This window comes from Ktedonobacterales bacterium (assembly GCA_036557285.1).
Taxonomy (GTDB): Bacteria; Chloroflexota; Ktedonobacteria; order Ktedonobacterales; family DATBGS01; genus DATBHW01.
In genome coordinates this window covers 1-13,568 of sequence record DATBHW010000045.1, presented here as the reverse complement: position 1 = coordinate 13,568, position 13,568 = coordinate 1, and the positions used below count along the sequence as shown (strand labels likewise).

Sequence of the window (13,568 nt, the reverse complement as noted above, 5' to 3'; positions counted from 1 at the left end):
TCCTTTTGAGCAGCGATACAGAAGACCAAGAGAGCAGGCGCGCTGGAGAAAGAAACCTGGCGCGTCTGCTCTCTTGGTCTTCTGCGAAACAAAACAGGTCGCCTCTGCTGGCGACCTGTTCCTCTTTGGTGAGACCATTATAGCTCAGAGAATCTCGTTGTCAAGGGGATGATGATGTGTTGAGCAAACGATGCAGAAATGAGGAAGGAGGCATATTCCTTCAATCTTTCGGCAAGGCTCCTTTTTTCTTATTGCTCAGTCATGCAACCTCGTTGCGCAACCAGGGGGGTATGAATCAGCCCACAACCAGAGTGTGAGCCAGTTCACGGACAACCGCTCGAAGAACATCTATACTAAAGGGGAGGTCTCATTGCTTAGCTCCTCCAATCAACCACACCAATGATACAAAGATGATATATCCCTGATAATTCTATACCCAAGACAAGATGTACACTGAAACAGCCTGTACAGGGACAGAGGTGTACAGCCGCACAAAAGGTCAGGAGAACGAGCTTGGAACAGTGTATCTTCTGCCAGGGAGAAATAGACACGGCGCGAGGCGTCTGCCGCTCTTGTGGGCGAGCGCAGCCGACGAAAGTGGGCGCAGCGGTGCTGACAGCAGCAAGCGCGCCGATCAGCCGCTGTGCCAGATGTGGGGAAGACGTGCCAGGAGGCGCTCGCTTCTGTCCCACCTGCGGGGAGCCATTTGTGAACGCTGCCCTTCCCACTCCCCCAGCGCCAGCAACCCCAGGGGCAGCCAACGGCGTCTACGAATTGATCGATACCTTTGCAAAGCCACCCGCGCGTGATGGGACGGCATCGGCGCCCGCATCGTCGTTTACGTTCCTGCCGGAGCAGCACCTGTTGCAGGACGTGTCAGTCATCACCGACGATGGCACAGGGAGCAGCAGCAGCACAGGCGCGCTGTCTGTGGTTGTTCCCCCGCTTCATCATCAGGTCGTGACGGCCACCTTGAAGATCGATCCCAGCGCCAGGACGCTCCAGCAGGCCCAGGCGCAGCTTGAATTAGCCATTCAGGCGCTGGAGCAGACCTACCCGCAGACGGCTGGCGGGCTGGGCATTACCATCGCCTGGGGACTGCCCTACTTTCAGCGATATATTCCACGACTGGGCAAGCAGTCGTACCACTTTGCTGCCTGGACACCCTATCCCGACTACCTGCCCATTGACTATCGCGCTTCTCAGGCAGCCGGGAAGACGGTCCATGCGATTCTCGACGCGATTACCTTCCCCAGCGATCAGCCTCCGCCCGGGTACTCAGGCATTATCCTCGAAGCGAATGATGTGGCCGTACTCTTGCGCAGCGATTCGCTCGCCCACATCCAGGCTGGAATGGATGCCCTTTTCGGAACGAAACCAGGCCAGGCCGGTTGGTTATTCCAGATCACGAGCATTCGTCGGGGCTTCGCCGGTGGCGGATTCTATGGCAAGCAAAGCCTGCCGAGCCAGATGGCCCGCTCGGCCAGAATCCCAGGAGCCGAGTACATCCCCCCCACCGCTGAATTGTTCATGGGGTTCACCTCAACGCAGCACAACGCGCTCGGCCCTGGCGTTATTGCCAACATGGAGAGCCTCCCCGGCCTCACCGACCAATGGCCGTATGGCTACTTCCAGCATGGCACGACCATGCACCTCTCGCACCTGTTCGAAGATCTGAAAGCGTGGTACGAAGGAAACGGCCCTATCAACTTTTCCAGCTACGCAGACCGTGTGCGGGCCACCTTCCGCCCTGGCCTCAATGTGCCAGCAGGCACGCAAACCGTGCCAGAGGGGCCTGCCCAGATTGTGAATGCAGTGGCCCTGGCAAAAGATCTCAAAACCTACGGGGTTGTCGGCCACAGCGCCGCGATCCAGCCTGCCACGCGCTTACCGCAGGATGTGACCGACAACTACGACAATTTCTACCGGGCAGGAACAGCCATCCCCCAGCGGGCTGACTTCAACACCCTGGACAATCCCTTTTTCTACAGCGCCAACCCCCAGCAGGATCGATATTCTAACGAGCCGTCGGCTGGCCTACACTTTGTTGTCTTCGTCCCCACAAGCGACGCTTTCCACCGGGGGCGGATGGCGATGGATGGACGCTATCCAGATGGGACGGCGCTCAAGCTGAAACCGCGAGCGTTCGGCATGGGCTTCAACGCGGTGCTCACCACGACCCACCGGCAGAACTTTCTGGTGCCACCGCGCGCCCATCGCTCCTTCCCACTGGCCGAGTATCTAACCTGATCCTGTTTCGGGGTACCATGCAAACCTTCACCCTTGCCTGGCAGATAAGTGGACAGCAGCAGACCTGTATCGTAACCGCCGGACGAAGAGGTAATCCGGCCAGGGGAGCGCCTCCATGACATCTTCACGACCTCTCTGGCCGTTTTGGGGTATCCGGTGGTCAGTGATGGAGCAGCCGCCCGATCATCGGGAAGAGGTGGGGGCCAAAGACGAAGAGGCCAATGATGATTGACAGGATGGCATTGAGCAAGACCGTTCCGGCGGCAACATCCTTGGCGACTTTTGCCAGTGGATGATATTCCTGGGTTGCCAGGTCCACGCATGCCTCGACGACGGTATTGAGCATCTCGGCAATGAAGACCCCGGTGATCGCTACAAAGACCAGCCCCCATTCGACAGGGCTGATGCCCAGCCAGAGGCCCATCCCAATCGCCAGGATGGCGATGACCAGATGCACACGAGCATTGCGCTGGGTGCGCACAGCATAGCGCAGGCCGTTGAAAGCATACACAAAGCTGCGCAAAAACGCGGCGCGTGACGGTTGTGGCGCTTTCTGCCGTGTTGTCCTTTCGCGCTGTGCCTGTGGCCGCATCTGTTGGTCTGGCGGAGGTCGCTGTTCTGCCTGTTCGGCCTGCTTTATCCCGCCCGGTTCGTCCTTGTCTGGCATCAGGCGATTCCTATCTGGCCGAGGGTAGCGTTCTGAAGGTCAACCATGCGGTGATAACCAGCCTCGGTCTGGTCATCAAAGCCGATCAGGTGTAGGATGCCATGCGCCAGCAAGAAGGCGAACTCATGCAAGGGACTATGACCAGCCTCGGCGGCCTGGCGTATGGCGGTGGGATAGGAAATTGCGACATCGCCCAGTTGCAGCGGCAGCCCCGGCGCGGTGATGAAACGGACCTCTGGCTGGCTGAGGTCTTGCCAGAGTTCGTCTGTGGGCGCTGTGACCAGAGGCTCATCCAGCGCCGGGAAAGAAAGGACATCAGTTGCCGTGTCCTTGCCCCGATAGACGCGGTTCAGCTCGCGCAGGCCCTCGTCACCGCGCACCAATAGGTTCAGTTCTACTGGTCGCCGGATGCCCGCCAGTTCCAAAACAGTATGCGCTACGTGCGCCAGAAGCGGTTGGTTCAGACGCCTGGCTTCATCGCCCGCCTCGTCATCTATAAAAAGGGTTAGTTCGGCCCAACCCACCTCTTCCGCTTCTTCGGTTTGTTGGGCCGGGAACCCCGCCTCATCAGCATCAAACATACATTAGCTCACCTGCTTGATCTGCCCCTTGGGAAAGGCAGGTTCATCGTCAGCTTTGTCGTCTGGCTCTGCCTCCGCCTCGGCGTGCAGTTCGGGATACGGAATACGCTGATGGAATATGCCACGCAAGATGTTCAAAAACGCCTGGCGGATCGCGTCAAGTTCGTTGATCGTTAGGCCAGATTCGGCAAGTTGCCCGTCGGCAAGGCGATCCTGGAAAAGCTGCTGGATAGCGGCATCCATTTCTTCTGGTGTCTGGCCTGCCTGACCGGAGCGCACCAGAGGCTCGACTCCATCGGCCAGCATCAAGATCGCGGTTTCTTTGCTTTGTGGTTTTGGGCCTCTATAGCGAAAAGTCGTCTCATCAGGCGGCTCCAGACCTCTTTCTATAGCCTGGCGTTTCGCCTTGTCATAGAAATACTCTATGCGCGATGTGCCGTGATGTTCGGCGATGCAATCGCGCACCCGCGCTGGCAGGTGGTGTTTGTTTGCCATGCGCAGACCCTGGCTTACATGTGCGCGAATCACTTTGGCGCTGCTCAAGGGGGTCAACTGGTCATGGACATTGCGCCCGCTAAACTGGTTTTCAATAAAGACCTGCGGATGAACGATCTTGCCGACATCGTGGTAGAACCCACCGACGCGCGCCAGCAGGGAATCTGCGCCAATATCCTGGGCGGCGCGCTCAGCCATTGCGCCCATGACGATGCTGTGATGATACGTGCCTGGCGCCTCCAGCAAGAGCCGATGCAGCAGCGGATGATTGGGGCGGCTGCTATCAAAAAGCTGCAAGATGGTGGTAATGCCGAAGAGCGAGCCAAAGAAGCTGTACAGTGAGAGCGCCATGACGGCTGAAAGCTCGCCGCCGACCAGCCCTACCAGGCAAAGGGTGATGAGGTTGCCGATGTCAGGCTGTTGGGCGCTGGACATGAAGGTGAAGGCGCCGATCAGCGGCAGCGAGCTAAGTCCTACCGCCAGGCCAACTACGCCGAAGCGCGCCAGCCGGTTGACCCGACGCATACCAAGGGCGCCGATGGTCGCGCCCGCAGCGTAGATCAGGCTGAGCGCGAGGGAGTCTCCGACCACCGCGCCCACCAGGAAAGCCAGGATGAGGCCCATCACCAGGCCAAGCTGCGCATCAAGCAATGAAGCGATAATCATTGACGAGGCGGCCAGTGGAAAGGCATAGGCCCAGCCTGACCAGGCCGGGAGCGTGACTCTGGCGGCCAGCACAGTCAACAGCAAGACGGCCAGCACCAGGAGCAGAGAGCGTGGGCGAGTTGCCACCGCTTGCGCCCAGGAGGCCAGATAGAGAGAGAGGCCCAGCATCAGCCCGCCAACCAGAAGCAGGATACCCAAATTGGCTATTCCGGCGCCGAAACTAAGCGTTCCGGCGCCGGGGCTTACTGGTCCCTGCCCAAAGGCCCAGAAGAGGTTGGTGGGCGGTCCCAAAAATGGGGCTAGCAAGACCGCTGCCAGAGTTCCTGTCGCCAGGGGCCAGAAGAACAATATCGGCCAGAAAAGCCTGCGCCGCCAGAACCAGAGCGCCAGGCGGCGGTGATGTCTTGGGCGTCTAGGAAATTGTACAGTGTTCTCGGCCATCCGGGCCTCTCTTTCTCCTCTGCGACCAGGAATACAAGGTGAAAGCCGGACCGCGCAACACACGACCCGGCTCTCCTCAGCAGCTTCCTGAATTGCACTTTGGCAGCGGAGCAAGACGCGATCAGCGCCTCAGGCTTTACGGGCCTTACGCTTTTTCGCGGCTTCCTTCTTTTTGCGTTTGACGCTTGGCTTTTCGTAGTGTTCGCGGCGGCGGGCCTCAGCCAGAATGCCGTCCTGCTGAATCTTGCGATTAAATCGCTTCAGGGCAGCCTCGAATGACTCGTTCTCGCCAATTTTGACTTCCGACACATCACTCCCTCCTCTCCTGGCCGAATCTCGGCGGTTTCGGGATCGGAGAGGCAAGTCGGCTGACCACCCACAGCCGGGCAATCGTGCGCTTCTCTCATGATGATTCTGAACTCCGCAGACCTACCGCCGATTATACTCCACGCCTTGAGTCCTGTCAACTAGAAGCTCATCCATTTATTGGCCTGAACTTTGCGATATTTTGGCAGACCCTCTTTACAGGAGACGGTATTCGTGGTACGATGGCACCCTGGTTGTGGTGACTATCCCTCAAGCCTCTATCAACCAGGCCAGCCTTCTTAAATATGTGAGAGATGCCCGGAAAGACCAAGCAACTCTGCCGGTGCAGAAGAGACCATCTATTGTTATTGCGCCACGCCTCGGCGCTAGACAATAAGCCTTCATTTTATCTGATTACCTGGGAGGCTTTGTGCTTATGAACGCGAAACAGATCTGGCAATCAACGCTGGAGCGCATCCAACCAAAAATTAGCCAGGCCACTTTTAACACCTGGTTTACTGGTACCAGCGCCGTCTCTCTGAAGGGCCATTTGCTCACGGTTCGGGTCAGGACGACCTTTAACCGCGCTCACTTGGAGAATCGCTTCCATGATCTGATCTGTAGCGTTCTAAGCGATCTTATTGGCCCGGATGCCGAGGTCTGCTTTGAAGTCGGGCAAGCCGAAGAGCGGACTGAAACGGCGGCCAATGGCGTCTCGCACCACGCTCAAACGGAGGCTTTGCGGACGACAGTGCAGGAGGAACCTCTGGAAGTCGCCTCGGTGCCGGAGGCGCCGCGACCCCAGCGGCAGCCCGCGTTGATGACAGTAGCCGCTGCCCGCCGGGAGCGGGTGGAGGCGGCGCAAGAGGGCAGACGCTTACCCAGGCGCGCGCTGCCCTATGCTGGCCCTGAATTGTTGCCAATCGCTGACGCTCCCGTCGCCACTCCATTGCTGGCCCGCATCACCCCCGCTTCAGGCGAGGGAGATGGCGAGGCTCTTCCTCCTACCTGGCCGGAGCCGCGCTCCAGGGAAGAGCAGGTCGTGACAACGACAGTGGTGGAAAGCGTCAGGCCGTCGGCAGCCTCTTCTCCAGCAGAGGAACCGGGGACAGGAAAGCAGCCTGATGAGGCGCAAGCAGCCCTGGTTCCCTGGACAGCACTGCTTCCTGCGCGTGGGTCTGGCCCTGCTGAGGGCGCCAGCGGGCAGCCGAATGGCGGCGAAGGGCTGTTAAATCCCCGCTATACCTTCAGCACCTTTATCGTCGGCAAATCCAATCAACTTGCGCATGCCGCTTCGCAGGCGGTGGCTGATGTGCCGGGGAAGTCGTATAATCCGCTGGTTATCTATGGCGGCGTGGGCTTAGGCAAGACCCACCTGCTGCACGCCATCGGCCACTGTGGCCTTGCTGCTGGCCTTAATGTCCTCTATACAACATCGGATCGCTTTACCAACGAGATTATTAACGCCATCCGCTTTCATACGACCGAGGAGTTTCGCGCCAAATATCGGCAGATCGATATTCTGCTGGTGGATGATATTCAGTTTATTGCCGGCAAAGAATCAACCGAAGAAGAGTTTTTCCATACCTTTAACACGCTGCATAACGCCAATAAGCAGATTGTGCTGACGAGTGATCGTCCCCCCAAGGCGATGGTGACGTTGCAAGACCGCCTGCGCTCTCGCTTTGAGTGGGGGCTGCTGGCCGATGTTCAGCCGCCGGAATATGAGCATCGCCTGGCGATCCTGCGCTCCAAGACGGAATTTTTCTCCGGGCCAGATGGGCTGCAACTGGAGATTCCCGATTCAGTGATCGAGTATATCGCTAATCCTGAATGCGCCAACGTGCGCGAACTGGAAGGCATGTTGAACCGCGTCGGCGCCTATGCCAAGCTGCAAAAAGCGCCGGTCACAGTCGAATTGGCGGCGGAGGCGTTGCAACGGCTCTATATTGATAATAAGGGCCGCGCACTGGAGCCAACGCAGGTGCTGGAGGTCGTGGCCCGCCACTATAATGTGACGATGGAGGCGCTGCGCGGCAAGCAGCGAGACCGCGAGATTACCTGGCCGCGCCAGGTAGCCATGTTCATGATGCGCGAAGAGACCAAGGCCACCAGCCTCCTGATCGCGGCGGAGCTTGGGGGACGCGATCACTCCACTGTTATCTACGGCGCAAATCGAGTCGCTGCGGCCATCAAAAACAATGATCGCGTCCGTAAAGAGCTGGCGATTCTGCGTGAAGAACTGCGCATCCTCGCCAGCCAGCAGGAGACATTCGACGCAGCCCCTTCTGGCTAATCCAGGTCTTCGTCCTCGTCGTCATCATCATCATCACGCCGGTTGGCATTGGGGCCTTGCGTTGTCGTCAGTTGGTTCAGCAAGATTTTGGCGATCATCGTCACCTGGCGATCGCCATCCTCGTTGTGGCGGGCCGCTCGGAGGTAGCGCCCCAGCTTGCGGCGCTTGCGCTCTTCAGGGACCAGCGGAGCCTGGGCCAGATCAAGCTGCTCCAGAGACACGGCAGCCGCGCGCCGGACCTGTGGCTCACTATCCACCAGAACCGTCGCCAGCGGCCAGATGGCGCGCGGGTCGCCCAGTTCGCCCAGCAGTTCGGCTGATTTGGGTCGCTGCTCCAGGGTGCCGCGTTTGCGCTCAAGCACCTGTAACAATGGCTCCAGCGCGCGGCTATCTCTCAACTGTACCAGGGCCACCATCATTGCCATGCGCGCGCGATCTTCCCATTCGCGCTCCAGGGCGCGCGCCAATGGGTTCGCCGCTCGTGGATCGCCAAGCGCGCCAAGGGCTTCGGCTCCGGCGGCGCGCACCACAATATCGGCGTCATCGAGCAGTCCCACCAGCGGAGCGGTGGCGCGACGATCACCCAGGCGTCCCAGGATGCCCGCCGCCACTAACCGCATGGCCGCATTGCTTCCGGCGATCAGCGCCACCAGCGGCGTCACCGCTCGGCGATCATTCAGCCGCCCCAGCGCGATGACGGCGTTGGCGCAGACCTTCCAGTCTTCATCACCCAGCGCGGCCACCAGCACCTCCACTGAGCGGCGATCAGCCATCCAGCCCAGGGCATCGGCGGCGGCCTGGCGCATGCGCACGCTGCCCTGCTGGAGCGCGCGTACCAGCGCATCTAACAGGGAAGTGTTGCGCGCGCCAATGAGGGAACGGGTTACGGCGGTGACGACAAAATCATCCCGGCTGCATAGAGCGTCTACCAGCGCGCGGGCTGCTTCCATATCATCTAATTTCACCAGCACACGCGCCGCTGAGACTGCCGTTTGTTGGCGCTGGAGGGCTGGAACGACGACGGGCAGCGCGTCGGCCCCGAAACGCACCATCGCTTTCTCGACTGCCGCCAGCACTTGATCGAATGGGCCGCCCAGGCCGGTCATCCAGGCCAGTTTGCCACCAACGAAGTCAAGCAAGACCTGAGCGCAGCGCGCGTCAATGCGGCGCAGCGCCTCGGTCGCTACCCTACGAATCGGCTCGCTCATATCGCGGTAGATTTCTTCGTTGGTGTTCCCCCGAAAGCCCACAAAGACCGGGGTGGCTGTGGCGGCCTTCTCCAGCAGGGGCAGCAGCGCCTCTTCGGAGCCATAGGTGATGGCGATCTCTGCGAGCCTGCGGGCGGCATCGGCAGCGACCCGCTCATCAACTGAGCGCAGACGCTCTTTCAGCATGCGCACATCGGTGTTAAACGGCTGAATGCGATTGCTGAGTTGGCTTGCCACGCGGCTTACCGCGCCGATACGCCTATCGGCGACGTTGCGCATGGCATGGGTCAGCGCGCGCCTGACTGGAGGGCGTTTCACCTTGATCGTCTGGGGGGTAGCCGTCGCCGGGGGCTGCGCTTCCTGTTCCGCCAGGATGGCGGGCAGGTTGCGGGCGGCATGCGATTTCTGATTCGTGTTCCGCTCCGCTTGCGCTTGCTGCCGCTGGATTTCTCCCAGCGCCCAGTTTTCTACCTCGGCCTGGTTTTCTGGCTGTAGCCGCTGTTTGGGGTTCGACCCCCGATGACCATTCATTGCACGCCCTCCGGTATCAGTTGCCCTCGTGCGCGGTAGCATGCCGTTCCAAACAGCACTGCCACTCTTTGCCTCGCATGCCAGGCTGGTTTAAGCCAATCTGGGCGGTAGTATAGCATACCTGGCGCTCTTTGAGGAGTGTTTTGCCCGGCGCATAGCCCAAAAGAGCCGTTCATTGGGTAGAACGTGCGAGCGTAGAGGAAGTATCGAATAAGCTTCCTCATCGGTCAGGGATGCTGGCTCACATCCTGAGCCATGCTCCAGCCCCAAAAGGCAAGCAATGCTGCCAACGCCAGCGCCAGCGCCATGCCGATACTCCAGGCCAGGCTCTGGCGCTGGAGAGCGAAGGTCAGCGCCAGGCAGCCGGAGCCGAGCGCGACAAAGAGACCGGGAAGCGCCCAGGCGCGCCTGTTATAGCTCCTCAGCCAGACGGCCAGCCCCAGGAAAGCGGTGGTCGCGGCGAAATAGAGCAGCGGCCAGGTGGTAGCGGGAGTTGTGGCAAAGAGTCCCAGGATATAGATGCCGCCCGCCAGAAAGAAACCAGCCAGCAGCAAAAGCCAGGGGGCCTGCTGCCAGTAGGCAACGGCGAAGCTCAGTATCACTCCTGCGCTCAAAACGATAAGCAGCGGCCCGCTGTTGAGCGCGCCAGCCGTCGGCTGATCGGCCACGGGCGCAATTGCCAGCAAGGCCAGCAGCAGCGCGAAGCAGTCCAACAAAAAGCACAGACCCCAGGCTTCCCGATTGCGCAGCGATTTAATCGCCAGGGCTGCCCTGATCCGTCCGCGCCGTTGAAAGAGGAAGCGCCAGGGCCTGGGCGCGTTTTCTGGCGCGAGGTCTGGAAACAAGAGCCGCAGAGGGTAAGCGCCGACATGGCAGGCTAAAGCAACAACCAGCAGCGCCAGGGCGAAGAGTCCTTCAACGCCGGGATTGTTGATCCCTGTACCGACGATGACCAGCGCGATGGCAAGCTGCGCCAGCAGTAACGCTGTTAGCGCCAGGACGAGCAGGCGGCGGTGCAGCAGCGCCCAGACCAGCGATCCCCCTACCAGCAGCAAGGAAGAGAGAGCAAACGAGGCGCCGAGCGCATTCGCATCCTCCGCCAGCAGTGGTATCGCTTGCGAGGCAAGAAGAAATGTGGTGATGACCTGCCCCAACTCCCAAATGGCCCCGACTCCGGCGACAAAAGGCGCGCTGCTCTCCAGAGCGGGCCGCCAACCAGCAGCCAATCGCCCAGGGAGCAAGGCAGCAAGCGGCACGTAGGCCACGCCAAGCGCGACCAGCCCAAGGGGCCACCACCAGATGAGCGCGCCCTGCCACATGAATACGGCGAGCATCGCTCCGCCCAGTTCGATGAAGCCGAGCGTTGCCCAGGCATCATCCTGGCGTCGGGCGCTCATGACGAGACAAACGATGCTGCTGACGAGCCATCCCAACAGCAAGGCAATGGGTAGTGCTGCGCCAACTAGAATAAGCATATAGAACATCGCCAGCGCGATCAGCAGCGCCACCGCCAGCGCCCTGCTCCTGGACCAGAGATTTCGTGCCATAGCTTGCTGCTCCTCTGCTCTGTGGTCTCCATCTTCTGAAGTATAGCAAAATCGGGCCAGTGGGCATCAACATGGCTCATCTGTCCATCAGCACAGGCTGCCTCTAGAGCCGGGAACTCTGGCCGGGCAAAAATTATCTCTTGCTACGAAGAAAAATGAACGCTATACTGAGCGCACGCTTCCAGATAGAAGAAGTGTGTTTTGTCTGGCAGGCGGAACCTATGCGCTGCCAGCCTGGAGATGGAAGAGATGGGAGCGTCGTGGCTGGCGGATAGCGGATAAAGGAGTGTTTCTGGTGGGGAGAGCTTCCGGCGCATCAAAACGACAGAAACCACAAGCATCGCTAACTGATACTGCCCAGGGCGATGCCCCTGAACGCGTCACTGGCTGGCGCGCCGCCAGCGCAGTTCGCTGGCGGCTTGGCGCCGGGCAGCACATTATTTTTGTATCTGAATGGTCCAGAGACGCGGATCGGAATGTCCGAGGCGCTGTCCAGCAGGAAGAGAGCAGCGCGGACGACCAGAGCGCGGAGCAGGAAGAACCCGCTGACCAGGAGGACCGCGCCGAAGAAGCGCGAGCGGAAGAGCCAACGCCAGCGGAGGATTTGCTGCCTCCAGTGGAGATGCTCAGGAGTGTAGCAGATCGCTGGACCACAGTAACTGGCGCTGATGAAAGTGAGCGACCGGCGCTGCTCTCCTTTCGCGCGCCTGGAGTGGTAGCGCCTGCGGAGCTAGCGCGCTGGCTTCCTGGCGCGACGACGCGCCTGTATACGCTGGGAGGACTGGTAGCGCCGCTGTCAGATACGGCTTTGAGCAGGCAGCCCCTGGCACGCTACAGCGTGGTGCGCGCGCCAAATATGAGCTTCTGGCCGCACCTGCGCGCGTTAATTGTGCAACAAGAGCGTGAGGCTCCGGGAATGGGGCTGTGGGGAGACCTGGAGCGCGATCTGGCGCTGCTGGAACAAGAGCTTGCCTGGTGGAATGCCAGCCCGCTGGGGTTGATTCTGAATCTGTACGAGGGCGAGACGCTGGCCGGGCATCTCTCGCTGGCCCGTCAGTATGATGCGGCTGAGGGCTGCGATGGCTGGGGCATCCTCGCTTTGCATATTGCCCCCCAGGCGCGCGGCCAACGCCTGGGAACGATTCTTCAGCGAGTCGCGGCAACGCTGCTGGTCACACGCAAGGCGTCACGCCGCGTCGAGCCGCCGACTGACGCCGAATCGGCAGGCGATCCCTCCAGGACGGCGCAGATTGCCGCCATAGATACACGCCAGTGGCCCTATCTGTTTGGCTTTGTGCCTGCGCATAATATTCCGGCGCTGCGCGGAGCCTATGCGGCTGGCCGCCGCATTATCGGCACGTATGTAGATGTGCCGCTCGAAGCGCTGGAGCGGGCGATGGGTCCGTAGCGCCGGAGTCCAGGCTTTCTAGGGTGGGGCCATCGCTGGTACGGGGTACCCTCTTCCCGATAGCTTTTTTGCAGCGCAGCGAGATCAGATGCGCCGCACCCCCACCCTTTCGCCAGCACAGAGGCTGGCGCTCCAGGTGGCAGCCTCCGCGTGTAGCGCCGCCGTCCCTGGCGGCGAATAGGGACGGGGGTGTGGCGCACTCCGCTCCGACTCATCAAAAAGGGTCGGTGAGAGAAGCCTGGTCTGGGCAGGATGCTCAATCGGTGAAGGTGAAGCTCGCTATCATCTGAGGAAAGACAGGTGAGGGCTGCCCCTTCACCGCGTTGAGTTGACCAATAATAAACATATATGGTCCGCCTGAGACAAAATACTCAACATCGTTCTGTGATGGACAGATGGCTTCTAGTGCGTCGTGGCCCCCTACTGTGGTTGCATGGGTGGTTGGGTCAGAACAGGGCGGTCCTTCGCTATTTTGCTGATCTTGTGTGTAGAACTGCGAGGGTGAGAGTTGCGATGGGTTGGGGGCAGGCAGCACCTCAATTTTCAGCAGTGGTGGATTGATGTAGCTCGCGTTGAACTTTTCCACGTTAAAGTTCCAGACATCGAAGTCGCCCAATGCGAACCAATTGGCTGGATATTGAATGGTGTAATGATACTTGCTGCTCGTATGGGTGGCCCAGCCGTGCGGAGGGATCGGCGCTGGCTGCGGCGGCGGCGGCGGTATAGTAGGTGTAGGGGTGGGGGTACTGGTTGGTGTTGGGATGAGCATGGCTGTCGGAGTTGCAGTGGGAGCGTTGGCAACCGCGCCAGCGCTGCTGCTGTCACATCCAGCCAGCAGTATGCTGTATGCCAGACAGATCGAGAGGAGGAAGGCGTTTCCAACTGCTCGCTGCTGCGGGAACCGATGTAGTCTGAAGGACATGGCTGGTGCCTCCTTACAATCTCACAAGGGTCTGGACCCTTGCTTGCGCAAAGTATATCTGAACAATCCCGGTGGTTCAATAGGAAACAGGGTGTATTTCTGCTCTTCCTCTAAGTGGTCCATCCGGTAAGTATCTGCTATAATACGGGCATCTGCTTGCTGGAGGTGCCCGATGCCCCGTCCCCTGCCCACACGTGACCTGACGCCCGAGGAACGCGCTGACCTCGAACACCTGACCCGCTCCCGAACA

At 60.1% G+C, this 13,568-nt stretch carries 10 protein-coding genes; 3 read left to right on the top strand and 7 right to left on the bottom strand.

Going from position 1 to position 13,568, the window contains the following annotated elements; translation table 11 throughout:
- The first annotated feature begins 513 nt into the window (after nucleotides 1–513).
- Nucleotides 514–2,250 (top strand): zinc ribbon domain-containing protein, encoded by a 1,737-nt coding sequence (locus VH599_13310; protein HEY7349286.1) that lies wholly within the window; start codon nucleotides 514–516, stop codon nucleotides 2,248–2,250.
- 160 nt (nucleotides 2,251–2,410) lie between these two features.
- Here VH599_13310 and VH599_13305 read toward each other — a convergent pair whose 3' ends face one another.
- From VH599_13305 to rpsU, 4 genes are all read right to left on the bottom strand, one after another.
- A complete protein-coding gene (locus VH599_13305; GenBank protein HEY7349285.1) occupies nucleotides 2,411–2,917 on the bottom strand; it encodes a diacylglycerol kinase family protein in 507 nt (168 codons plus the stop codon).
- Nucleotides 2,917–3,498 (bottom strand): rRNA maturation RNase YbeY, encoded by a 582-nt coding sequence (gene ybeY / locus VH599_13300; protein ID HEY7349284.1) that lies wholly within the window; start codon nucleotides 3,496–3,498, stop codon nucleotides 2,917–2,919. Before ybeY ends, VH599_13305 begins: the two co-directional genes overlap by 1 nt.
- A 3-nt stretch (nucleotides 3,499–3,501) precedes the next feature.
- Complete coding sequence (locus tag VH599_13295; GenBank protein HEY7349283.1) at nucleotides 3,502–5,100, bottom strand: HDIG domain-containing metalloprotein; 1,599 nt, start codon at nucleotides 5,098–5,100, stop codon at nucleotides 3,502–3,504.
- Between the two features lie 129 nt (nucleotides 5,101–5,229).
- On the bottom strand, nucleotides 5,230–5,409 hold the full coding sequence (rpsU, locus tag VH599_13290) for a 30S ribosomal protein S21 (GenBank protein ID HEY7349282.1): 180 nt from the start codon (nucleotides 5,407–5,409) through the stop codon (nucleotides 5,230–5,232).
- A gap of 433 nt (nucleotides 5,410–5,842) precedes the next feature.
- Here rpsU and dnaA point away from each other — a divergent pair, with 433 nt between their 5' ends.
- The gene (gene dnaA / locus VH599_13285; GenBank protein HEY7349281.1) at nucleotides 5,843–7,702 is read left to right on the top strand and encodes a chromosomal replication initiator protein DnaA; all 1,860 of its coding nucleotides are present in this window, start codon (nucleotides 5,843–5,845) and stop codon (nucleotides 7,700–7,702) included.
- On the opposite strand, the gene VH599_13280 is transcribed toward dnaA, so the two are convergent.
- Both VH599_13280 and VH599_13275 read right to left on the bottom strand, forming a co-directional pair.
- Entirely contained in the window at nucleotides 7,699–9,441 is a 1,743-nt protein-coding gene (locus tag VH599_13280) for a HEAT repeat domain-containing protein (GenBank protein ID HEY7349280.1), read from the bottom strand. The genes dnaA and VH599_13280 overlap by 4 nt on opposite strands.
- Nucleotides 9,442–9,668: 227 nt before the next feature.
- The gene (locus tag VH599_13275) at nucleotides 9,669–10,988 is read right to left on the bottom strand and encodes a hypothetical protein (protein ID HEY7349279.1); all 1,320 of its coding nucleotides are present in this window, start codon (nucleotides 10,986–10,988) and stop codon (nucleotides 9,669–9,671) included.
- Nucleotides 10,989–11,283: 295 nt separating this feature from the next.
- Between VH599_13275 and VH599_13270 the strand changes: the two genes are divergently transcribed.
- Nucleotides 11,284–12,396 carry a GNAT family N-acetyltransferase gene (locus VH599_13270; GenBank protein HEY7349278.1) on the top strand — a complete coding sequence of 371 codons (1,113 nt, stop codon included), beginning with the start codon at nucleotides 11,284–11,286 and terminating at the stop codon, nucleotides 12,394–12,396.
- A 256-nt stretch (nucleotides 12,397–12,652) separates the two neighbouring features.
- On the opposite strand, the gene VH599_13265 is transcribed toward VH599_13270, so the two are convergent.
- Nucleotides 12,653–13,318, bottom strand: a complete 666-nt coding sequence (locus tag VH599_13265) for a hypothetical protein (protein HEY7349277.1) — start codon at nucleotides 13,316–13,318, stop codon at nucleotides 12,653–12,655.
- Between the last annotated feature and the right edge of the window lie 250 nt (nucleotides 13,319–13,568).